18 protein-coding genes are annotated in these 20,984 nt (G+C 71.0%); 8 read left to right on the top strand and 10 right to left on the bottom strand.

Features of this window, described 5'->3' with window-relative positions; genetic code table 11:
• Window positions 1–59: 59 nt before the first annotated feature.
• Both IQ210_RS29405 and IQ210_RS29400 read left to right on the top strand, forming a co-directional pair.
• On the top strand, window positions 60–1,454 hold the full coding sequence (locus tag IQ210_RS29405) for an aminotransferase-like domain-containing protein (protein WP_194082175.1): 1,395 nt from the start codon (window positions 60–62) through the stop codon (window positions 1,452–1,454).
• A gap of 81 nt (window positions 1,455–1,535) precedes the next feature.
• The gene (locus tag IQ210_RS29400) at window positions 1,536–2,234 is read left to right on the top strand and encodes a L,D-transpeptidase family protein (protein WP_194082174.1); all 699 of its coding nucleotides are present in this window, start codon (window positions 1,536–1,538) and stop codon (window positions 2,232–2,234) included.
• Window positions 2,235–2,262: 28 nt separating this feature from the next.
• Here IQ210_RS29400 and IQ210_RS29395 read toward each other — a convergent pair whose 3' ends face one another.
• The 4 genes from IQ210_RS29395 to IQ210_RS29380 are packed head-to-tail and all read right to left on the bottom strand — an operon-like array spanning window position 2,263 to window position 6,781.
• On the bottom strand, window positions 2,263–3,462 hold the full coding sequence (locus tag IQ210_RS29395; protein WP_194082173.1) for a Gfo/Idh/MocA family protein: 1,200 nt from the start codon (window positions 3,460–3,462) through the stop codon (window positions 2,263–2,265).
• A gap of 53 nt (window positions 3,463–3,515) precedes the next feature.
• Window positions 3,516–4,859, bottom strand: a complete 1,344-nt coding sequence (locus IQ210_RS29390; protein WP_194082172.1) for an ABC transporter substrate-binding protein — start codon at window positions 4,857–4,859, stop codon at window positions 3,516–3,518.
• Window positions 4,860–4,869: 10 nt separating this feature from the next.
• On the bottom strand, window positions 4,870–5,796 hold the full coding sequence (locus IQ210_RS29385) for a carbohydrate ABC transporter permease (RefSeq protein WP_194082171.1): 927 nt from the start codon (window positions 5,794–5,796) through the stop codon (window positions 4,870–4,872).
• Window positions 5,797–5,815: 19 nt separating this feature from the next.
• On the bottom strand, window positions 5,816–6,781 hold the full coding sequence (locus tag IQ210_RS29380) for a carbohydrate ABC transporter permease (protein WP_194082170.1): 966 nt from the start codon (window positions 6,779–6,781) through the stop codon (window positions 5,816–5,818).
• Window positions 6,782–6,949: 168 nt separating this feature from the next.
• On the opposite strand from IQ210_RS29380, the gene IQ210_RS29375 reads away from it, so the two are divergent.
• Window positions 6,950–8,113, top strand: coding sequence for an ROK family transcriptional regulator (locus IQ210_RS29375; RefSeq protein ID WP_194082169.1), 1,164 nt, complete (start codon window positions 6,950–6,952; stop codon window positions 8,111–8,113).
• A gap of 137 nt (window positions 8,114–8,250) precedes the next feature.
• The gene (locus tag IQ210_RS29370; protein WP_194082231.1) at window positions 8,251–8,415 is read left to right on the top strand and encodes a hypothetical protein; all 165 of its coding nucleotides are present in this window, start codon (window positions 8,251–8,253) and stop codon (window positions 8,413–8,415) included.
• Window positions 8,416–8,491: 76 nt separating this feature from the next.
• Here IQ210_RS29370 and IQ210_RS29365 read toward each other — a convergent pair whose 3' ends face one another.
• The 3 genes from IQ210_RS29365 to IQ210_RS29355 form a co-directional block, all read right to left on the bottom strand.
• Window positions 8,492–9,871 (bottom strand): S1 family peptidase, encoded by a 1,380-nt coding sequence (locus IQ210_RS29365; protein WP_194082168.1) that lies wholly within the window; start codon window positions 9,869–9,871, stop codon window positions 8,492–8,494.
• Between the two features lie 111 nt (window positions 9,872–9,982).
• Entirely contained in the window at window positions 9,983–10,804 is an 822-nt protein-coding gene (locus tag IQ210_RS29360) for an SAM-dependent methyltransferase (protein WP_194082167.1), read from the bottom strand.
• 52 nt (window positions 10,805–10,856) lie between these two features.
• Window positions 10,857–11,873, bottom strand: a complete 1,017-nt coding sequence (locus tag IQ210_RS29355; RefSeq protein WP_194082166.1) for a hypothetical protein — start codon at window positions 11,871–11,873, stop codon at window positions 10,857–10,859.
• A 119-nt stretch (window positions 11,874–11,992) separates the two neighbouring features.
• Between IQ210_RS29355 and IQ210_RS29350 the strand changes: the two genes are divergently transcribed.
• Window positions 11,993–12,373 (top strand): PPOX class F420-dependent oxidoreductase, encoded by a 381-nt coding sequence (locus tag IQ210_RS29350; protein WP_194082165.1) that lies wholly within the window; start codon window positions 11,993–11,995, stop codon window positions 12,371–12,373.
• 55 nt (window positions 12,374–12,428) lie between these two features.
• On the opposite strand, the gene IQ210_RS29345 is transcribed toward IQ210_RS29350, so the two are convergent.
• Window positions 12,429–15,197 carry an alpha/beta hydrolase gene (locus IQ210_RS29345; RefSeq protein ID WP_194082164.1) on the bottom strand — a complete coding sequence of 923 codons (2,769 nt, stop codon included), beginning with the start codon at window positions 15,195–15,197 and terminating at the stop codon, window positions 12,429–12,431.
• Between the two features lie 186 nt (window positions 15,198–15,383).
• Between IQ210_RS29345 and IQ210_RS29340 the strand changes: the two genes are divergently transcribed.
• Window positions 15,384–16,727 carry a Gfo/Idh/MocA family protein gene (locus IQ210_RS29340; RefSeq protein ID WP_194082163.1) on the top strand — a complete coding sequence of 448 codons (1,344 nt, stop codon included), beginning with the start codon at window positions 15,384–15,386 and terminating at the stop codon, window positions 16,725–16,727.
• A 76-nt stretch (window positions 16,728–16,803) separates the two neighbouring features.
• Here IQ210_RS29340 and IQ210_RS29335 read toward each other — a convergent pair whose 3' ends face one another.
• Together IQ210_RS29335 and IQ210_RS29330 are read right to left on the bottom strand one after the other, a co-directional pair.
• Window positions 16,804–17,220 carry a Zn-ribbon domain-containing OB-fold protein gene (locus IQ210_RS29335; protein ID WP_194082228.1) on the bottom strand — a complete coding sequence of 139 codons (417 nt, stop codon included), beginning with the start codon at window positions 17,218–17,220 and terminating at the stop codon, window positions 16,804–16,806.
• Window positions 17,221–17,387: 167 nt separating this feature from the next.
• Complete coding sequence (locus IQ210_RS29330; RefSeq protein ID WP_194082162.1) at window positions 17,388–18,143, bottom strand: TetR family transcriptional regulator; 756 nt, start codon at window positions 18,141–18,143, stop codon at window positions 17,388–17,390.
• Between the two features lie 208 nt (window positions 18,144–18,351).
• On the opposite strand from IQ210_RS29330, the gene IQ210_RS29325 reads away from it, so the two are divergent.
• Together IQ210_RS29325 and IQ210_RS29320 are read left to right on the top strand one after the other, a co-directional pair.
• Window positions 18,352–19,446, top strand: a complete 1,095-nt coding sequence (locus IQ210_RS29325) for a substrate-binding domain-containing protein (RefSeq protein WP_194082161.1) — start codon at window positions 18,352–18,354, stop codon at window positions 19,444–19,446.
• Between the two features lie 146 nt (window positions 19,447–19,592).
• Window positions 19,593–20,903, top strand: a complete 1,311-nt coding sequence (locus IQ210_RS29320; protein WP_194082160.1) for an ABC transporter substrate-binding protein — start codon at window positions 19,593–19,595, stop codon at window positions 20,901–20,903.
• Window positions 20,904–20,984: the final 81 nt, after the last annotated feature.

Raw genomic sequence — 20,984 nt, 5'->3', positions numbered from 1 at the left:
CCGGTGAACGGACCGGTGAACGGACCGGCGAACGGACCGGCGATGATCGGAGCGCATCCATGACCGCAGGCTTCGCGACCGCCCTCGGCCCCTGGCGCGACCGCCCCGGCCCCCTCGCCCGCGCCCTCTCCACGGCCGTCCGCGAGGCCGTCGTCGACGGCCGCCTGCCCGCCGGCACCCGGCTGCCCTCCGAGCGGGAGCTCTCCCGCGTTCTCGGCGTCAGCCGCGGCACGGTGGTCGCCGCCCTCACCCAGCTCCGCAACGACGGCTGGCTGCACACCCGGCACGGCAGCGGCAGCCACGTCCGGCTCCCGGCCCGCCTCACCGAGCGCACCACCCCCTGGTCCCTGGACCGCGGGGGCGCGGGCGACGCCGACCTCGACCTCACCCTCGCCCTGACGGCCGCACCGCACGAGGCCTACCTCGCCGCCCTCGCCCGGGCCGCCGAACGCAGCGCCGCCCTGCTCGTCGACTCGGGCACCGCCACCGCGGGCCTGCCGCGGCTGCGGGAACTGCTGGCCGACCGGTACACCCGGGACGGCCTCGCGACCCGCCCGGAACAGATCCTCGTCACCTCCGGAGCGCAGGCCGCCCTGACCCTGCTCCTCGACCACCTCCACACCGACCGCCGCCGTCCGGTTGCCGTGGAGAGTCCGTCGTACCCGGGCGCCCTGGCGGTCCTGCGGGCCCGCCGCGCCCGTCTGCTGCCCGTGCCGGTGACGTCGGACGGCGGCTGGGACACCGGGCACCTCGCCGCCGCCGCACGCACCCGAAGTCCCCAACTCGCCTATCTCGTCCCCGACTTCCAGAACCCCACCGGCGCCCACATGGACGCCGCGACCCGCGCGGAGATCGCCCGGCTGCCGCTGACGGTCATCGCCGACGAGACCCTGCGCGACCTCGATCTGCGGACCCCGCCCGGCACCGAGCCCCACCTGGCCGGGCCGCGCGTGATCCAGATCGGCTCGGCCAGCAAGACCCTGTGGACCGGCCTGCGGATCGGCTGGATCAGGGCCACCGCCGATCTCGTACGACAGCTGCGGCGCAACCCGCTCCAGGCGCAGCTGTCGCCACCGCCGCTGGAGCAGCTCATCGCGGCCGAGCTGCTGGGCGAGGGGCTGCCCGCGGTTCTCGCCGACCGCCGGTCACGGCTGCGTGCCCAGCGCGATCACCTGGCCGGACTCCTCGACGGGACCGGATGGACGTACACGGTCCCGGACGGCGGGCTGTCCCTGTGGCTGCACCTCGGTGCGACCCCCGCGACGGAGCTGGCCGCCCGCGCGGCCCGGCACGGGCTCGCGGTGACGCCGGGCCCGCACTTCGCCGCCGACCGTGCCACGCTCACCCACCATCTGCGCCTGCCGTTCACCGCGACCCCGGACGTCCTCGGCCGGGCGGTGGAGCTGCTGCGCCGCCGTGACGAGCAGGAAGTTCACCGTTTCGTCACAGCCTGAACCGGCATACAACCGCCGCCCCCGTACACCGGTCAAACAGGGAGATCGCACCGGACACGTACTGGAAAGGCAAGGCCCACCATGGGGGACATACGCAGACGAGGGGCCGTCGCCCTCGCTCTCACCGGACTGGCCGCACCGCTCACCCTCGCGCTGGGCACCGCGCCCGCGCAGGCGGCCACGAGCTGCACCACCCAGACCGGCCCGTACCAGAAGCAGGTCGAGAAGTTCCTCGGGCTCCCGGTGGACGGCAAGCAGTCGACGACCGACTGCAAGGCCATCCAGGCCTTCCAGAACAAGCACGGCATCACGCCGAACGTCGGCTACGCGGGTCCTGTCACCTGGGGTGTGATGGACCTGATGAAGAAGCAGAAGGCGGTCGGCAACAACCCCAACAAGGAAGGCAAGTGCCCGACCAACAAGGGCCGCATCGCCTGCGTCAACCTCACGCTCCAGCTGAGCTGGATCCAGGACGGCGACAGGCTCGTCTACGGCCCCGTCCCGGTGCGCACCGGCCGCGACGGCTACGAGACCCGCACCGGCCTGAAGAAGATCTACTGGCGGGACATCGACCACGTCTCGAACATCTACAACGTGCCCATGCCGTACAGCCAGTTCTTCGACGGCGGCCAGGCTTTCCACTCGGTGAACCTCAGCATGTGGAACCCGCCGGGGTCGCACGGCTGCGTCAACATGACGAAGACGACCGCGAAGAAGTACTGGTCGTTGCTGAAGAAGGGCGACGACGTCTTCGTGTACGGCCGCAAGCCGGGCACCTGATCGCCACCCGGCCCACGGCGTACGCGTGTTACTGCGGCGCGTCCCCGAAGTCCGGGATCTCCAGTCGTACCCCGCCCTGCCGCGCGGACTCGTGCGCGATGATGCCCGGCAGGGTGTAGCGGGCCGCCACCCAGGCGTTGACGGACGGCAGCGTGCGGGAGTTGACCGCGGTGACGAAGTCGTCCACCAGGAAGTGGTGGCTGCCCTCATGGCCGTTGTGCAGGTGGTCGAACTCCCGCGGCAGCCGCGAGCGGTCGTGCACCGGCGCCGAGCCGGAGGTGAAGGCGGCCCGAAGGTCCGGCGCGATGTGCTGGAGTGACGGGTCGTCAGGCGACAACGTCGGCTTGGGCTCCAGGAGTTCGCTGATGTCCTTCACACCCTTCTTGTCCTGCCACAGCGCGTACGTGGCGAGCTGCTCCATGCTCGCCTCCGTGCCGAAGAAGCGGAAACGGGACTCGCGGATGTGCGAGGGGTAGCCCACCCGCCGGAACTCGTTGGTACGGAACGAACCGCCGCCGGCCACCTCGAACAGCGCGGTGGCGTTGGAGAAGTCATTACCGAACTGGCTGACCTCCTTGTCGAACACCCCGTCCCCGCGGTCGTCCACGACCCCGATCGCCGACACGCTGACCGCGTGCGTCTGCCAGGCGCCGAGTACCCCGCCCACCGAGTGGGTCGGGTACAGCAGCGGGGGATAGCTGGCGGTGGCCTTCCAGTTGTCGCCGCCGCTGTACTGGTACGCCTCGTAGAAGCCGAGATCCATGTCGTGGACGTAGTCGCCCTCGGCGTAGAAGAGCCGTCCGAAGGCGCCCTCGGCGATCTGGTTGCGGGCGTGCACGGTCGCCGGGTTGTACTGGCTGGTCTCGCCCATCATGTACGTCAGCCCGGTCGCCTTGACCGCGTCGATGATCGCCGCGATCTCCTCGGTGGTGATCGCCATGGGGACCGCCGAGTAGACGTGCTTGCCGGCGTTGAGACCCTGGAGGACCAGCGGGCCGTGCGTCCAGCGCTGGGTGAAGATCGCGACCGCGTCGACCGCCTCCGACTCCAGCATGGCCTGGTACGACGGGAAGGTGCCCGACAGGCCTTCGGCGGCGGCGAGTTGCTCGGCGCGCTCGGGCAGGAGGTCGGTGACGTAGACGTCGCGGACACCGGGATGGGCCAGGAACAGCTTGGCGAACTGGCCCGAGAACTGCCCGGCGCCGACGATGCCGAGGGAGAACGTCATGGAGGAGATGCCTTTCACTACTGGGCTCGCTACCGAGCTCACTACCGGCCTCACTACTGGCCGAGGATGAAGTTGATCTGGTCGTTGGTCTTGGTCAGGCCGCTCACCGGGGCGTCGTTGGCGAAGACGTCCTGCATGGCCGGGCGCATCAGCGCGTACACGTCCGCCGCGTAGTCGGTGACCGGGAAGGAGAACGTCCGGGCGTGCTGCTTGTCGGTGACCGGTTCGGTGAAGGCGGACACGTCGATGCCCTTCTTCCGGTACGCCGCCACGGCCGCCGCGGTGCCGTCAGGGGTGGCGGGGAAGACGATGCCGTAGCCGCCGACGGTCTTCTGGCACTCGTTCGAGGCCAGGTACTTCACCCATTTCTTCGCGCCCTCCTTGTTGCGGGCGTTCTTGGTGACCGAGTCGGCGAGGCCGTTCATCATGGTGGCCCGCTTGCCGCTCGGACCGGTGGGGGTGACGGCGGTGCCGACGCTCAGCCCCTTGGTGCCGTAGTACGTCGAGATCATCCAGGCGCCGTCGAAGGCCGCAGCGGCCCTGCCGGACGCCACCTGCGCGTTGGCCGGGTTGGCGCCGTCGGTGTAGTCGGTGAAGGGCGCGAGATAGCCCTTCTTCGCCAGCCCGAAGTACCAGTCGATCACCGACTGGAAGGTCTTGCTGTTGTACTCGTAGGCGTCGCCCCAGCGGGCCTTGTCCGTGTAGTTCCAGCCCGTCGAGGCGGTGAACGGGCTCCAGGTGGTCTGCCCGTCGCCGTCGCCCGCGCCGCCCGTGGCGAGGCCGTACACCTTGACGTGGTTCTTGTCGAAGCCCGGTTCGTCGCCGCGCTTGCCGTTGCGGTCGACGGTCAGATGGGCGATGGCCTTCTCGAAGGTGCCGCCGTCCTTCGGGTTCCAGGACAGGGAGTTGAGCTGGTCGGCGGTGAGACCGGCCGCCTCGGTCAGCTTCTTGTTGTAGAAGAGGGCGACGGTGTCCCAGTCCTTGGGGGCGCCGTAGCGGTGCCCGTCCTGGCCCACCCAGTTGGCGCCGAGCCCGGCCTGGTAGGCGGAGTCGTCGATGCCCAGGTCGTCCAGCGGTTCGAGCACGTTGAGGTCGGCGAACTGGCCGAACTTCTGGATGTGGTCGGTGAAGACGTCCGGCTCGGTGCCCGCGATGAAGCTCGCGGTGAGCTTGGTCCAGTAGTCCGCCCAGCCCATCTGTGTGATCTTGACGTTGAGGCCCGGGTTCTCCTTCTCGAAGCCCTTCGCGCAGGCCTGGTAGGCGGGCAGCTGGTTGGCGTCCCACAGCCAATACGTCACGGAGTTGGCGCCCGAGCCGGCCGCGCCGCCCTGCGCGCAGCCGGAGACCAGGGACAGCGTCAGCGCTCCCGTGAGCGCCATGACGGTTCGAATTCGCATCCCGGTCCCCTTACTTGACGCCGGTGAAGCTGATGGTGCTGACGATGCGGCGCGCGAAGACACCGAACAGCAGCAGCATGGGAAGGGCCGCGATGAGCGTGGCGGCCATCAGGCCGGACCAGTCGTAACCGGTCTGCGGGGTCTGCGCCCGGAAGATGGCGAGCGCCACGGTCAGCACCCGCGAGCTGTCGCTGTACGACACCATCAGCGGCCAGAAGTAGTCGTTCCAGGAGGTGATGTACGTCAGCACACCGAGCGTGAGGACCGGCGTGGACGCCATCGGCAGCATCACCCGGAAGAAGATCCTGACCTTCCCGGCGCCGTCGAGCAGCGCCGCCTCCTCGACCTCGCGGGGCACGTTCATGAAGAACTGCCGCAGGAAGAACACCGCGAACGGCGTCATGAACATCGTCGGCAGGGCGATGCCCAACAGGTTGTCGATCAGGCCGAGTTGCTTGATGAGCACGAAGTTCGGCAGCAGCGTGAAGATGGTGGGCACCATCAGCCCGGCCAGGAACAGGCCGAAGACCTTGTCCCGGCCGCGCCAGCGCAGCCGGGCGAAGGCGTAGGCGGCCATCGCGGAGAAGAAGATCTGGCAGACGGTGATCAGGGTCGAGACGGCGACCGAGTTGATCAGATAGCGCCAGAACTTCAGCCCGCCGCCCGATCCGCCCTGGGCGATGGCCTCCTCGGTGGACTGGAGTCCGAGCGCCCGCTCGAAGCCGCCGGTGGTGAAGTCGACGGGCAGCGGGTCGCCGGGGTGGGCGGCGAGCGCGGTGTTGGAGGACAGCGCGGTGCGCAGGATCCAGTAGAACGGCAGCAGCGTCACGAGCACGATCGCGGCCATCACCACCCAGGCCGCGACCCGGCCCAGGGAGGGCCGGCGCCTGAGCGGTCGTACGGACACGGGACTCGTCGTTGCGGTCACAGCGGCCATGTCGATGTCTCCCCTCTCCTCAGCCCAGGTCCGTCTGGCCGGCGCGCGTGATCCGGTACTGGAGCACCGTGATCGCGCTGAGCACCACCAGCAGCGCGACCGACATCGCGGAGGCGTAGCCGAACTGGAAGCGGCCGAAGGCGGAGCCGTAGATGTAGAACTGCAGGACGTTGGTGGCGTTCGCCGGTCCGCCGTTGGTCGTCACGGCGACCGTGTCGAACACCTGGAACGACCCGATCACCGTCATGATCAGCACGACCGCCAGGACCGGACGCAGCAGCGGCAGCGTGATCCGCCAGAACATGCGCCACTCGCTCGCGCCGTCCACCTTCGCGGCCTCGTACATGTCGTTCGGGATGGCCTGGAGCCCCGCGAACAGCAGCAGCGCGGTGTAGCCGACGTGCCGCCACACGTTGATCAGCGCGATCGTCGGGATCGCCCAGGTCTCGTCGTTGAGGAACGGGATGCGGTCGAAACCGAGCCCGGCGATGATCTCGTTGCCTATGCCGAGCTGGGTGTCCAGGACCCAGAGCCAGACGATGCCCGCGACGACGTTGGACATCAGATACGGCGTGAGCACGATGCCGCGCAGCACGGCCGACTGGGTCAGCCGCTGGAGCAGTACGGCGATGGCGAGCGCCGACACCGTCTGCACCCCGATGTTGATGACCACGTAGACGACGGTGACCCGTAGCGAGTCCCAGAAGATCGGGTCGTGGACCATCCGGTCGTAGTTGTCGAGGCCGACCCACTCCGCGGGCGTCAGCAGGTTGAAGCGGGTGAAGCTCAGATAGATGCCCCGCAGGGTCGGCCAGAGCAGGAAGACCAGGAAGCCCAGCAGCGCCGGCGCGAGGAACACCGCGGCGAGCCGGCCGTCCCCGCCGCCCTCCCGGGCTTTCACCTTCCTCGTCCTCGGTGTCGTCCGTGCGCCCTCGGCGCCACCCACGGGGAGGCGCGACGGAGGGCTGCTGGAGGCGATGGTCATCGGGAGACTCCCTCGTCTGCGGCGGCTCGTCCTCGGCCACTTACTTTTGTAGCGAAAGAATAAGGGCGTCAAGAGGCGTGCGAACATTGTTTCCAAGCCACTCCTCGCGTCCTAGAGTGGTCATGTTGCTTCCATGGCAAAAGAAATGATCGGGGGATACTGATCGTCATGACCGCAGCAGCCGCCAGCTGGCACCCCCTGAGTCCCGGTGAGCGCTCGGTGGCGATCGAGGTGCTCGTCCACGGGCCGCTGTCGCGCACCGAGCTCGCGCGCCGACTCGACCTGTCCGCGGGCAGCCTCACCCGGCTGACCAAACCGCTCATCGAGTCCGGGCTGCTGATCGAGGTCCCCGAAGCGGGCGGCCCCGCCGAGGTCCGCCAGGGCCGACCCTCGCAGCCGCTCGACGTCGTCGCCGACTCCCGGTCCTTCATCGGCTTCAAGGTGACCGGTGACATGGTCTACGGCGTCGTCACCACCCTGCGCAGCGAGATCGTCGCCCGCCACGACCGCGCCCTCACCACCCATGACCCCGCCGAAGTCGCCGACGTGCTCGCGGAGATGACCGACGAGCTGTCCCGCGCCCACCCCTCACGCGTCGCCGGTATCGGCATCGGCGTGGGCGGGCTGGTCCAGGAGCGTGCCGTCGTGGGGGAGTCGCCGTTCCTGGACTGGCGCGACGTCCCGCTCGCCGAACTCGTCGAGGACCGCACGGGGTTGCCGGTCGTGGTGGAGAACGACGTCGCCGCGCTCGTCGAGGCGGAGACCTGGTTCGGCGCCGGCCGCGGCCTCGAGAGGTTCGTCGTGCTCACCATCGGCGCCGGCATCGGCTACGGACTCGTGCTGAACGGACGGCGGGTGCCCTACGCCGAGGAGGACCGCGGCTTCGGGCGCCACTGGATCGTCAACCCCAACGGCCCGCTCACCCCCGAAGGCGAACGAGGCAGCGCCGTCTCCCTGTTGACCATTCCCAACATCCGCTACCAGGTGCGGGCCGCGACCGGCCGTGACCACACCTACGAGGAGATCCTCGCCCTCGCCGCCGCGGGCGAGCCCATGCCGGCGCGGGTCATCGACGAGGCCGCGCGGGCGCTGGGCACCCTGGTCGCCCAGATCGCCAACTTCGCGATGCCGCAGAAGATCCTGCTCGCCGGTGAGGGCGTCGGCCTGATGGACGTGGCGGGCAAGGTCGTGGACGACACCGTCCGCTTCCACCGGCATCCGCTGGCCGCGCCGATCGACCTGGAGACCAAGGTGTCCGACTTTCACGACTGGGCGCGCGGCGCGGCGGTCCTGGCCATCCAGGTCCTGGTGCTCGGCACCGCGGAAGCGTGAGTTCCACCACGTCTGAGCTGGGTGAACTCCCTGACCGGGGTGGACAGATGGACGTGATCAGCAACACGGTCCGAAATGTCCGTATTGCTCGTACTTACTCACGTGGCCTTCACGTCGGGGCCCGTATGCTTCACATCATGTCCACCACTGTTGAACCCGCCTCCGACAGGTCGGCTGACGAGGTCAACGAGGAGATCCGGGCCCTGTGGTTCCGGTCGGGCGGGACACTGAGCGGCGAGCAGCGCGAGGAATACCGGCGGCTCGTCCTGGAGTGGGCCGCCGCGGCCCCGCAGCCGGCCTGACATCAGCCTCGAAAGACACTCAAGGCCACCTGAGGCACCCGTTCCCACGGGTGCCTTTTCCATTCCATGCCCGGCCTCAGCCCCAGGACGCCGAGTAGTACCGCTGGTACGCCTTGCGGTCCTGCTCCGCCCGGATGTACCGGGTCGCCACCAACGCGATCAGACTGCCCCCGACGACCAGCAGCCCCGGGCCGACGTTACGGGTGTCCGTGAGCCGGGCCAGCAGCGTCTCGCCCTCCGCGCCACCGCCCGTCGCGGGCGTCGACGACCCCGGCGTGGCCGCACCCGGAGCGGCCGCGCCCTGGGTGGCGGACGCGGACGGGGCCGGCGAGGCGCTCTGCTGCCCGCCGCCCGCGGGAGCGGACACCAGCAGCCGCACCCCGAGCTGGTTCAGCGCCGCCGTCACCGGCTGGAAGAACGTCGTGCCGCCCGCCGTGCAGTCACCGCTGCCGCCCGAGGTCACCCCGAGCGCGATCCCCTCGGAGAACAACGGGCCACCGCTGTCCCCGGGTTCGGCGCACACGTTCGTCTCGATCAGCCCGGTCACCGTGCCCTCGGGATAGTTGACCGTCGCGTTGAGCGCCGTCACCTGGCCGTCGCGCAGCCCGCTGGTGCTGCCGCTGCGGAACACCCGCTGCCCGACGGCCGGATCGGCCGCGCCGGTGATCAGCACGCCCTTGCCGCCGCCGACGGCCACCACCGCCGCGCCGTCGCCCGCCCGGCCGCTGTCGTACTTGACCAGGGAGAAGTCGGCGCCGGGGAAGTTCTGCACGGTCGTCTCGCCGAGCTGGGTGCGGCCCCGGTTGTCCGCGAACCACACCGATCCGGTGGGCCCGCAGTGCCCGGCGGTGAGGATGAAGTCCTGCTGTCCGTCGGTCACGTTGAAGCCCGCCGAACAGCGCCCGCCCGTCGACAGGATCGGCTGCGCGCCGTTGACGCGGGGCGTGAACGTGCCCTCGGTGCGCTCCATGCGCACGAAACCGCCGATGCCCTCGGCCACTTCGGTGAGCCGCTTCCAGTCGCCGGCGGAGACGGTGCTGTCGGCCCGTACCACCACCTCGTTGGTCCGGTAGTCGACGGCCCACGCCGTCCCGGCCACCCGGGGCGCCGAACGCAGCGTCCCGGTCGCCGACTTGAGCTCGTTCATGCTGTGCGGAACGACCTTCGCCGTGGCACCCGCCTTGCGCACCTGCGCCGCGGCGTCCTGGTCGGTGACGGCGACGACCTCGCGGCCGTCGTCCCCGATCCAGCTGCCCGCCGTACGGGAGGTGCCCAGCCGTGCCACCAGATCGGTGCCGGTCTGTGCCGCTGAGGCAGCGGTCGTACGGGGAAGGGCGGAGGGGGCGTCTGGTTCGCTCGCGACGGCGCGGGTGACCATCGTGCCGCCCAGCAGGAGTCCGCCGACCGCGGCCAGCCGTGTCACTCGCCGGACCATCCGTCGTCGTGCGTGCCTCATGCATGGCTCCCGAACCCCGAACGTGCGGCGGCAACACCGCGGGGCCTCGGGGAAGTCGAGTGCCCTCCCTTCATACGCGCCCCACGGCTGCCGTGTTCACCACGACAGGGATCACTTCTTGCGGCCGACCCCGCCGTAGAGCGCCACCTCGGCCGGCTCGGCCCCGTGCGCGCCCTCCGCCCGCCATCGCGAGCACGACACCACTCCCGGCGCCAGCACCTCCAGGCCCTCGAAGAAGCGGGCCACCGCCTCGGGCGTGCGCTGCGTCAGCCGGGGCGTGCCGTGCGCGTTCCAGAACTGTACGGCCGCGTCCACGTCGGGCATCGCCGGATGGGCGACGGTGTGCGACAGGACGAGGTGACTCCCGGCGGGCAGCGCGTCCATGAGGCGGCGCACGACGCCGTACGGGTCCTCGTCGTCGCCGAGGAAGATCACCACGCCGAGCAGCATCAGCGCGACCGGGCGGGTGAAGTCCAGGGTGGCGGCGGCCCGTTGGAGGATGGCGTCGACATGACGAAGGTCCTCGTCGAGGTGGTCGGTGCGGCCCTCGGGCGTACTGGTGAGCAGGGCACGGGCATGGGCCAGGACGAGCGGGTCGTTGTCGACGTAGACGACCCGCGCGTCCGGCGCGAGACGCTGGGCGACCTCATGCGTGTTGTCCGCGGTGGGCAGGCCGGTGCCTATGTCGAGGAACTGCCGCACGCCCGCCTCGGCGACGAGATGGCGCACCGCGCGGCCCAGGAACAGGCGGTCGGCGCGGGCGTACTCGTCGATGGCCGGGTGGAGTTCACGGATGCGGTCGCCCGCCACCCGGTCCACCTCGTAGTAGTCCCCGCCGCCCAGCCAGTAGTTCCAGATCCGCGCCGTGTGCGGCTGAAGCGTGTTGATCCGGCCGCGCAGGGACGCGGCGGCGGCAGGCGAGTGGTCCGTCACGGGGCTCTGTTCTCCTGGAGTACCTGCTCGGATAGGACGTCAAGTGCGCAATCTAGACCGCGAAGTTGATGTCTGCCGAGAGTGCGGAGGCAACTCCCTTGACCGGCCCCGGTGAGAGCATCGCCCAGCTGCGCTCGTCGCCCCACACGGACGTCCGCCCGACGTAGGGCCGCAGCAGCGCCACGAGCGCCGGATCGACGTGCCCGTTGAGCACGTCGGAGGCGATCTTGCGGGCGATCCCCGCGAGGAAGTCGGCCAGTTGGACGCGTGGGTCCCAGCGCGCCTGGACCAGTTCCATGCCGCCGAACCCGACCCCGGCCCGCACCGCCTGCTCCTCGATCCAGGCGATGCGCTGCTCGGTGAGCATGTTCTGTCGGTCGTGCACCACCCGCACCGTCCGCCCGCCCGCGCTCCAGTGCGCGACCGTGTGCACGATGGCGGGCAGCAGCGGATTCAGCACGGGGACCAGGGGCGGCCCTTCGAGCAGCCGCGCCCGGTAGGCGTCGGCGCGGGGCCGGGTCGTCGCGAGCCGCTCCAGGATCTCCGTACGGGGACGAGCGCACCGCAGGTCGTCCACGGCACGGAAGAAGCCGTCGACGGCACCGTCCGCCGCCCCGTCGAGCCGGACCCGGAGCAGTCGGTTGGCGGCGCCGAGGAAGGTCCGCCACCGCTCCGCGCCGACCGCCGGCCGGTCCTCCCGGTACAGGGCGAGCGCCTCGGTCCCGTCGCCGAGCAGCAGGTCGACGGCCCGGTTCACGACGAAGTACGCCTTCTCGGTGAGATGGACATGAGCGTGACCGTCGAGCGGGCCCGAGGGCGAGAGCAGCCACTCCAGGACGGCCCGGTGCTTCTCCCGCAGCAGATGGCCCGCCTTGTACTCGGTGGCGGGCGAGCGGATCCGGTCCCGGACCTCCTGGACGTACGCGGCGGCGACCTCCACCGGCAGGGACACACTGCCGTGCGCGAACACATCGGTGTTGCCGCCCGTGAGGTTCTCCCCGTCCGACCCCGACTCGTCGCAGACGACTTCCAGCGGGCCCCGTACGTCGTGCTCAGGATTCCAGGTCACGCACAAGCCCCCTGTCCGGTCCGTCACCACCAGCATCCCCCGGACGAAACCGGAGATGAACCGAATTGTTCGCGCGCCCTGGCGACGGCGGTCCGACGCCCGCTGCCTAGACTCCCGCCATGAGTGACACGCCGCTGGATCGGCTCGGTGCCGGCAAGTACCTGTTGATCACCAGCTATCGCAAGAACGGCACCCCGGTTCCCACCCCGGTATGGGTGGTGCGCGACGGGGACGCCCTCGGGGTGTGGACGGTCGCCGACTCCTGGAAGGTCAAGCGGATCCGGAACCGGGCCGACGTCCTCGTCGGCCCGTGCGACCTGCGCGGCAACCCGACCGGCGATCCGGTACCGGCGACCGCCGAGATCTGCGACGCCGAGACCAGCGCCCGGTACCGCACACTGATCGCCCGCAAGTACGGCATCACGGGTCGGCTCAGCCTTCTGGGCAGCCGGTTGCGCCGGGGCGTGAACGGCACCGTGGGCATCCGTGTCACCCTGTGACGACCGAAGGGGCACGGACCGACTCGTCCGTGCCCCCCAGGTGTGTGCTGCGCCGTTACGAGGCGTCCAGGACCGTCCCCGTCAGCACCGGGCGGTCGGGCAGCGGCTCGGCGTCGTAGTCGGTGAGCGCGAGCCGCATCGACTCGGTCGGCTCGGCCACCTGGTCCCGGCTCGTCACGACGTCGAAGTCGGTGCTCGTGCTTCCCGCCGGAATGTTGATCCACACCCACAGGTTCGCCCGGGACAGCGGCCGCTCCGGGTCCGGCACGTCACCGGCGTAGTCCATGAGCCACTGCGGGTCCACGTCCTTCGTGGACAGCTCGGCCCCGTCCGTGACCGGCAGCACCCGGACCGGCTGCCAGATGTCCACGGCCGCGGGCTCGGCCAGCGACAGCCGCCACTTGAGCGTCTCGCCCTCGGACACGCGGTCGGCGACCGGGGACAGGGTGAACACCGGCTCGGGATCGTCGTTCTGGACGGTGATCCCACCGCGGTGCGCGCCCACGACGGCGCCCCGCACCGCCTTCACCGCGATGTCGTGCTGGATGTCGTAGCCGAAGGCGGTGTCCCCCTTGACCTCGACCGGTACGTCGATGACGTCGCTGCCGGGGCGCACGGTCACCAGCTTCTCCGTGCCGGAGCCGGATTCCGGGTCGAGCACGTACACCCGGACCTGCCCGCTGCCGTGCCCGGAGATCCGTACCGGGACCCGGTAGGTGATGGTTCCCGAGTCGCCCTCCTTGACGACCGTGCGGCCGACGTCGACGCGGGGCAGGGCCGCCGCCGTGACCGCCGGGGTACCGGGGGCCCAGCCCCAGGCGTCCATCAGCCAGGCCTGCCCCGAGCCGGAACGTGGGGTCAGTCGAAGGGACTTGATGTGCCTGAGGTCGAGTCCCGCGCGGGTCGCCGCGGTGAGCGGTACGCGTACCTCGCGCGCCCAGTAGGAGGCGGTGCGGTCGGTGCCGGGCAGGCCGTCCACCTGGACGCGGCCGAGGTCGGCCGTGCGTCCCGCGGTGTCGGTGACGGACACGTCGAGCTTGGTGCCGGTGGTGTTCGGCGGTACGAAGACCCGCAGCGCGAGCTTCTGGGAACCGGCCAGGGACAGCGGCTTGTCCGGGGTGATCCGCGCCGCCGTGCCCGGCGCCGACCACTTCAAGGCGACCGCGCGGCGACCGGCCTCCCGCTCGGTCTCCCACCCCGCGAAGTGCGGCGACGAACCCTTCGTGTCCGCGGGCAGACAGGCCACGGCGGGGGCGGGGTCGACCGCCGAGCACAGCCGGGCGCCGCTCACCTCGACCGGGCCGTCCGGCAGGAAGCCGCCCGCACGGCGGCCGCCGACCGCGTGGGTCAGCACCCGGGCCGGGTCCGCGGACGGGGCCCGCTTGTCGGAACCGTCCAGCAGCGGACGCACCTTGTCGTCCCCGGCGACGAACAACCGTGCCGCGGCGGCGATGTAGGTGGCGCCCGCCTTGTGCTGCTGATCGGCGGTCAGCCTGGTCGCGGTGCCCGGATCGCACACCGGGTCGGGCCGCTCCTCGTCCGTCCCGAAGTCGTCCCAGGCGGGCGCCTGGGCCTGGCCCGGGGTCCACTCGCTGTTGAAGTAGTTGTGGTTGGCGCCGACCACGTAGACCGCGCTGTGCAGTGCGCGGCCCCGGCTGATCCCGCGCGTCCCGTCGGTGAACACCTCGCCCTGGAGGTCCGACACATCGCCGTCGCAGCCCGGCAGCAGCGTCACCGACGGCACGTCCGCCACCGGATTCTGGCCGAAGATCGTCGGTCCGATGAGCACGGTCCCGCGCACCTTCCAGCGCACCGGACCCCGATAGCCGTCCTGGGCGGCGGGCGCCGGGTACAGGCTGTCCATGGCGGCCCGGTTGACGCCCTCGCCGCCGCGTGAGTGCCCGACGAGCAGGACGCGGGAGAGATCGGCCTTCGCGCCCTGCCGTGCGGCGGCCGGGGCGGTGCCCGGCCGGGCGGCCCAGTCGGCCCAGTGGGCGAGGTGCAGCCGCACCAGCGAGGAACGCGCCTGCGCGCCGGCGTCGTCGGCGTCCGCGTCCTGGGCGTTGATGCCGTTCGCCGAGATCGACACCGTCACATAGCCCTGGGAGGCCAGAAGTTTCTGGTCGCGCAGGTAACCGAGATGGCTGGGGATCGGCTGGTAGCCGTCCGCGCAGGGCCAGTCGCCGGTCACGTCGTCCTCGGTGCCCGGCTTGTAGCAGGTGGAGTGGCGGCCGTGCAGGAACAGCGCGAGCGGCCGGGCACCCGTGGCGCCCTTCGGGGCCACCACCTCGGCCCGCATCTCGATCGGCTCCTTGTAGCCGGGCAGCCGCACCGAGTCGAGCGTGTACTCCCCGCTGACCGTGCGGTACGCACCGGGCTTGCCGGGGTCGACGGAGTTCGCGGGCAGTGCGGCCGGGCGCTGCGGAGCGGCCCCGGAGACCTTGCCCCGGTGGCCCGCCGCCGAGTCCAACCGGCGTCCCCCGGCCGTCACTTGAAGGTCGGCCAGACCTCCGGTGGCGGCGTCCGCCAGGTCCAGCCGGAAGGTGCGGCCGTCCTTCGCCGGCCGGGGCACCCCGAGCAGCCGGTCCCCGGCCCGGAACTCGACGCGGGCGTCTCCCATGGGTACGGGCTTCGAGGCGCGCCAGACCAGCGCACGCCCCGCCCCTTCCCCGTCGATCCGCCACCCCGGCGGCAGCCCGTTCTCCCCACTCGCACTCAACACCCCCGCATCAGGCGGCTGTTGCGCCTGTACCGGTCCGGGCGAGCCCGCCAGGGCCGCCAGCACCGCCACGGCGGTCACACATATTCGCCGGGCACGGATCAAGGTTCTCTCCTCAAAACCCAGAGCGCAGGCGTCCCGTCGGTCCCGGAAGCCTCTCGCGCCCCGGAGGAGGGCGGCGGACGCCTGTGGGTTGTCTGTGCGCGCGGACGGAGGACGACCGAGCGATGCGATCAAGCCAGCGGGGCGACCGCCGGACTGGTCCGCCGTACGACGGGAAAAGGCCTCACCATGAGCCGAACTCCCCTTGTCCGCACGGCAGTCGTCGGCACCGGGCACCGCGCCCGGCTGTACACCCGGGCCCTCGCCGCCCGCCCGGGCCGCCAGGTGGCCGCCCTGTGCGATCCCAGCCCGACCCGGATGGCCTTCCACAACGGGCTGCTGGCGGCGGCCGGTGAGCCCGCCGCCGCCCAGTGGGAGCCCGAGCGCTTCCCCGACCTACTGGTCAAGGAAGAGATCCACGAGGTCGTCGTCACCACCATCGACGCCGAGCACGACCGGTACATCGTCCCCGCGCTGGAAGCGGGCTGCCGCGTGGTCACCGAGAAGCCGATGACCGTGGACGCGGAGCGCTGCGCCCGCGTCCTGGAGACGGTCCGGCGCACCGGCAACTCCCTGACGGTGGCGTTCAATTACCGCTTCAACCCGGTGCACGAGAACGTCCGCGCCCTGCTCGCCGAGGGCGCGATCGGCGAGGTCGTCTCCGTCCACTTCGAGTGGCTCCTCGACACCCGCCACGGCGCCGACTACTTCCGCCGCTGGCACCGCGACCGGCAGCGCAGCGGCGGCCTGCTGGTGCACAAGGCCGGCCACCACTTCGACCTGGTCAACTGGTGGCTCGCCGACACCCCGCAGGACGTCTTCGGCTACGGCCGGCTCGCCTTCTACGGCCGTGCCGCCGGCGAACGCCACGGACTGCGCCGCGAGTACGAGCGCGCCCACGGTGCCGGGCCCGCCGCCGACGACCCCTTCGCCCTCGACCTCGCCGCCGACGACACCCTGCGCGCCCTCTACCTGGACGCCGAGCAGGACGACGGCTATCTGCGCGACCGCAATGTCTTCGGGGACCCCGTCACCATCGAGGACGACATGGCGGTCCTCGTCCGCTACACGCGGGGCGCGACCATGACGTACCACCTCACCGCCTACTCCCCGTGGGAGGGCTACCGGGTCATGTTCAACGGCAGCGCCGGGCGGCTGGAACTGGAGGTCGAGGAGAGCCGCTGGCAGCGGCCCACGACGAGGATCACGTCCCGTAGCGGCGCGCTGCACGGGGACACCGCCGCGGAGCACGCGGGTGGGGCCCGGCTGACGCTGCGGCCACTGTGGGAGCCGCCGGTGGACGTGCCGCTGGTGACGGCGCACGAGGCGCACGGCGGGGGAGACCCGCGGATGCTGGACGTGCTCTTCGGGCCGGTGGGCGGGGGCGCCCCGGCAGCGGGCGCGGCCTCCCGGGCGACGGCGACGGAGCGCGACGGTGCCCGTGCGCTGGCCGTCGGGCTCGCGGCCAACCGGTGCTTCGAGACGGGGCGGCCGGTGGCGGTGCGGGAACTGATCGACGGGGTGTGGGACTGAGCCGTGGGCGGCGGACGGTCTGCGCCGGTCGGGCGCCGGGTGGCCCGTCAGGTCCCGGCGCTCTCCTCCCCGGCCGTCAGGTCCAGGCCCGGTAGGGCTCGTCGAGCAGCTGGAAGACGGGCTCGCCGCGGACGGGGTCCTTGGCCGTGGACAGCCGCACCCGGTCGCCGCTGTGGATACCGATGGGCGGGCCCATCACCCGGCCGCGGACGACGAAGCCCTCGGCCATCTCGATCATCGACACATTGCGCGCGGCGGGGGTGTTGCGGTGCACCACGGTCGAGTGCCGGACCGTCCCGACGCCCTCGCTGCGCTCCGTCCGCAGGTCGCTGCCCTGGCAGACCGGACACAGCAGCCGGTGGTACATGGCGGTGCCGCACCAGTTGCAGCGCTGGAAGACCATGGCGTTCTGATCCGGAGCCGCCGCGGGTTCGAGGACGGCCGCCGCGGAACCGGATGACTGATGAGCAACGCTTCCTGAGTAGTGGTACACGCTGGTCAACTCCCTGCGCTCGACCGGAATCCCACGTGCGCGGGTCACCCGGGCACGGACGTGCGCGGCGCTCTGTGCCACCGTGCACAACCGCAGCGTATGGCACTCAGTGTCATACGTAAAGGTACTCGGTACCCCAGAATTGCGGCGATGGGCCGACGACCGGGTCAGACCTGTCCCGGATCGCGGCCCAGCGTCGCCTCGATCTCCTGGACGACCCGCCACAGCGGCGCCCCGCGGCGGGAGACGAGGACCACGACGTCCTCGGGCTCCTCGGCGTTCCCGGGGTCGGCGGGCGCGGGGGAGGGGCTGAAGGCGGCGTGGACGTAGCCGAGCGCGTGGTCCATCTCCGTGCCCACGTCGCCCTTGCCGTCCGAGCGCAGCCAGGAGCGCAGCGCGTTGTTGTGCGCCGCGGCGACGGCCGCCGCGACCACGTCGGCCTGGAGGGACCCGTCGCGCCGCCCGGCGAGGCGGCGGCGCAGGTACTCGGCGAACGCCCGCTCGTAGCGCCACACCACGGACAGCTCGTACGCGCGCAGGCCGGGAACCTTCTTGGTGAGCCGGTAGCGCTGCACCGAGAAGGTCGGGTTCTCGGTGTACATCCGCAGCACCAGCCGGACCGCCTCGCAGACCCGCAGCACGGGGTCGTCCGCGTCGTCGCCGGCCGCGAGGAACTCGGTGACGTCGGCCAGGGAGCGCTCGTGGTCGGGGAAGACCACGTCCTCCTTGGAGGGGAAGTAGCGGAAGAACGACCGCCGGCCCACACCGGCCAGCGCCACGATGTCGTCGACCGTGGTCTGCTCGTACCCCCGCTCCAGGAACAGCTGGAACGCCGCCGCGACCAGGGCGTCACGCATGGGCGGCTTGGCGGCCGCCGTTTCCGTCTTCTCACCGCGCCGGGGAGCCGCGCTGCTGGAGCTCATGGACGGGAACGTAGCATCGGTACGTCCCGTATGGCACTCAGTGCTCTTCCGGCGGGGGACTGAGTGCACTCCGAGCGGGTTACGGCCCCCTGTGAGCGTATTGATCGGAAGTGATCGATACGCTTGTGGGCGTAGAGTGAGCGGCCCGGGATCACGCTCCGCGTCGGCCCCGAGCACGTTCGTCCAGGCCTCGCACCAGGGGGATTCCATGCGACTGCATGTCGACCAGCGTCATGAGCGGGTGCTCGAACTCGTCCGGCAGCGCGGCAGCCTCCGGGTCGCCGAACTCGCTGCCGAGCTGGGGGTGTCCGCGGTCACCCTGCGCCGTGACGTGGAGGCCCTCGCCGCACAGGGGCGGGTGCAACGACTGCACGGAGCGGTGGTGTGGCCGGGGGGGAGCGCGGTCGAGACCCAGGTGCGGCCGGAGCGGGCCGAGGGCGCGGTGATCGGAATGATCGTGCCGAACACCCAGAACCTCTTCGCGGACATCGTGCACGGCGCCCGGGAGGCCGCCGCCGCGCAGGGCGCCCGGCTCGTGCTGGGCGTGACCGGATATGTGGAGGCCGAGGACGCGGTACAGGCCGAACACCTGGTCGCGGGCGGGGCGGAGGGGCTGATCGTCGCCCCGAGCTGGTTCGACGGCGTCCCCGTGGACGGACAGGAGAAGTGGCTGCTGGAGCACGGTGTGCCCGCCGTCCTGGTGGAACGTCTGGCCCCGCCCACCAACCCGGCGGCGGCGCTCGACCGGGTCCGCACCGACCGCGCCCACGGGGCGGCCGTGGCGGTGAGCCACTTCGCCGCGCTCGGCCACCGCAAGATCACCGCCGTGCTCCAGGAGGGCCCGCACGCCGCGCAGATCACCGCCGGTTATCAGGCCGCCGTGCAGTCCCTGGGCCTCGACGTCGCGACGGGGGCGCCGACCGTGCGGGAGCACGGCGACTACGAGGCGAGCGTCGACTACCTGGTCGAGGCGGTGAAGAAGCTCGGTGTCACCGCGGCGCTCGTGCACAGCGACGCCGACGCGATCGTGCTGGTGCCCCGCCTGCAGGCCTGCGGCATCCGAGTGCCCGACGACCTCGCGCTGATCGTCTACGAGGACGAGGTGGCCGGCCTCGCCGACGTGCCCCTCACCGCCGTCGCGCCCCCCAAGCGGGCGGTCGGGGAACTCGCCGCCAAGCTGCTGCTCCAGCGGCTCGCGGAGCGCGCGGACGGGGCGGCGGACCCGGCGCCGCGTCAACACCTCGACCTGCTCCCGGAGTTGAAGATCCGCGCGTCCTGCGGAGGCCGCCGTCCCGCGAACTGAGTCGAGCTGAAGCAAAGTGATCGATCGCTGAGCGATGTTCGATCGTTTTGATTGTCTTGCGCGAACGCTCTTGACTCCGATCGTCCGCGCACAAAAGATGTCCTGCGACCGCCTCTTCCCGTTCGAGGTCTCGTAGGAGACGTGCAATGACGCGCACTTCACGTTCGTTCCGTACCGCATCCCTCGCCGCCGTCACGGCGCTGGGCCTGCTGGCCACCGTCACCGCATGCGGCGGCGGCGACTCGTCGGGCGCCGCGTCCGACGGCAAGCCGGTCACCCTGACCTACTGGACCTGGACCCTCGGCGCCAAGTCGACCGTCGAGGCGTTCAACAGAACGCACAAGGACATCCAGGTCAAGTTCGCCGAGATACCGAGCGGCACGGAGGGCTACAGCAAGCTCGCCAACGCCGTGAAGGCGGGCAACGCGCCCGACGTGGCCACGATCGAGTACCAGATGGTCCCCGAGTTCGCGAGCCAGGGAAACCTGATCGATCTGACCGAGTACGCGGGCGAAACGGTCAAGTCGAAGTTCCCGGAGTCCGTTCAGAGCCTCGTGACCTTCGGCGGCAAGACCTGGACCGTGCCCTACGACGTCGCCCCGCAGCTGTACTACTACCGCACCGACCTGTTCAAGAAGTACGGCATCGAAGTCCCCAAGACCTGGGACGAGTTCAAGACCGCCGCGGAGAAGGTCAAGAAGCAGGACAAGAACGTCCGCCTCGCCTCCATGCCGAAGAGCGACCCGGCGCTGCTCGCCGCGCTGTCCTGGCAGGCGGGCGGCAAGTGGTTCGCGACCGAGGGCGACGCCTGGAAGCCCGGCGTGAACGACGCCGCCACCAAGAAGGTCGCCGCCTACTGGGACGGCCTCGTCAACGACGACCTCGTGCAGTCCTACGCCGGCTGGAGCCCCGAGGAGACCAAGGCGCGCACGTCTGGCAAGACGCTCTCCTTCCTCGGCGCGTCCTGGTCCGCGGGCGGCATGAAGACCTCCATGCCCGACCTCGCCGGCAAGTGGGCCGCGGCCCCCATGCCCAACTGGGGCACCGCGGCGAGCGGCAACTACGGCGGCACCTCCTACGGCGTCCTCAAGGGCAGCGATCACGCCGAGGCCGCGACCGAGTTCATCACCTGGCTCACCACCAACAAGGCCGGCGTCGAGGCCCGCCTCGCCGACCTGGAGTCACCCAGCAGCGCGCTCCCGGCGAACCCCGAGATGCGTGAGGTGGCCGCGGCCAAGTTCGACACCGCGTACCTGAACGGGCAGGACGTCTACGCCCTCGCCTCCCAGCAGGTCGACACCATCGTCCCCGGCTGGACATGGGGTCCGAACCAGATGGACGTCTACACCGCGGTCCAGGACACGGCCGCCAAGTCCGGCTTCGTGGCGGGCGTGGACGCGGGCCAGCAGAAGGCGGAGTCGGGCATCGAGGACCGGGGCCTGAAGCTCGCGAAGTAGCGAAACGGGCGCCACACAACAACGCCGCGCACCCGCCAGGACTGCCCCATGTCCCCACCTGGCCGCGGGCAGTCGTGCCGC

The sequence above is a fragment of the Streptomyces justiciae genome (assembly GCF_015163075.1).
GTDB lineage: Bacteria > Actinomycetota > Actinomycetes > Streptomycetales > Streptomycetaceae > Streptomyces > Streptomyces justiciae.
Note: the sequence above shows the minus strand (reverse complement) of the source record. Positions and strands in the feature narration are given on the sequence as shown.

Bases quoted from the DNA above. Each gene is read 5' to 3' on its own strand.
- IQ210_RS29405 (WP_194082175.1), top strand. From the start codon at position 60: ATGACCGCAGGCTTCGCGACCGCCCTCGGCCCCTGGCGCGACCGCCCC.
- IQ210_RS29400 (WP_194082174.1), top strand. From the start codon at position 1,536: ATGGGGGACATACGCAGACGAGGGGCCGTCGCCCTCGCTCTCACCGGA.
- IQ210_RS29395 (WP_194082173.1), bottom strand. From the start codon at position 3,462: ATGACGTTCTCCCTCGGCATCGTCGGCGCCGGGCAGTTCTCGGGCCAG.
- IQ210_RS29390 (WP_194082172.1), bottom strand. From the start codon at position 4,859: ATGCGAATTCGAACCGTCATGGCGCTCACGGGAGCGCTGACGCTGTCC.
- IQ210_RS29385 (WP_194082171.1), bottom strand. From the start codon at position 5,796: ATGGCCGCTGTGACCGCAACGACGAGTCCCGTGTCCGTACGACCGCTC.
- IQ210_RS29380 (WP_194082170.1), bottom strand. From the start codon at position 6,781: ATGACCATCGCCTCCAGCAGCCCTCCGTCGCGCCTCCCCGTGGGTGGC.
- IQ210_RS29375 (WP_194082169.1), top strand. From the start codon at position 6,950: ATGACCGCAGCAGCCGCCAGCTGGCACCCCCTGAGTCCCGGTGAGCGC.
- IQ210_RS29370 (WP_194082231.1), top strand. From the start codon at position 8,251: ATGTCCACCACTGTTGAACCCGCCTCCGACAGGTCGGCTGACGAGGTC.
- IQ210_RS29365 (WP_194082168.1), bottom strand. From the start codon at position 9,871: ATGAGGCACGCACGACGACGGATGGTCCGGCGAGTGACACGGCTGGCC.
- IQ210_RS29350 (WP_194082165.1), top strand. From the start codon at position 11,993: ATGAGTGACACGCCGCTGGATCGGCTCGGTGCCGGCAAGTACCTGTTG.
- IQ210_RS29340 (WP_194082163.1), top strand. From the start codon at position 15,384: ATGAGCCGAACTCCCCTTGTCCGCACGGCAGTCGTCGGCACCGGGCAC.
- IQ210_RS29330 (WP_194082162.1), bottom strand. From the start codon at position 18,143: ATGAGCTCCAGCAGCGCGGCTCCCCGGCGCGGTGAGAAGACGGAAACG.
- IQ210_RS29325 (WP_194082161.1), top strand. From the start codon at position 18,352: ATGCGACTGCATGTCGACCAGCGTCATGAGCGGGTGCTCGAACTCGTC.
- IQ210_RS29320 (WP_194082160.1), top strand. From the start codon at position 19,593: ATGACGCGCACTTCACGTTCGTTCCGTACCGCATCCCTCGCCGCCGTC.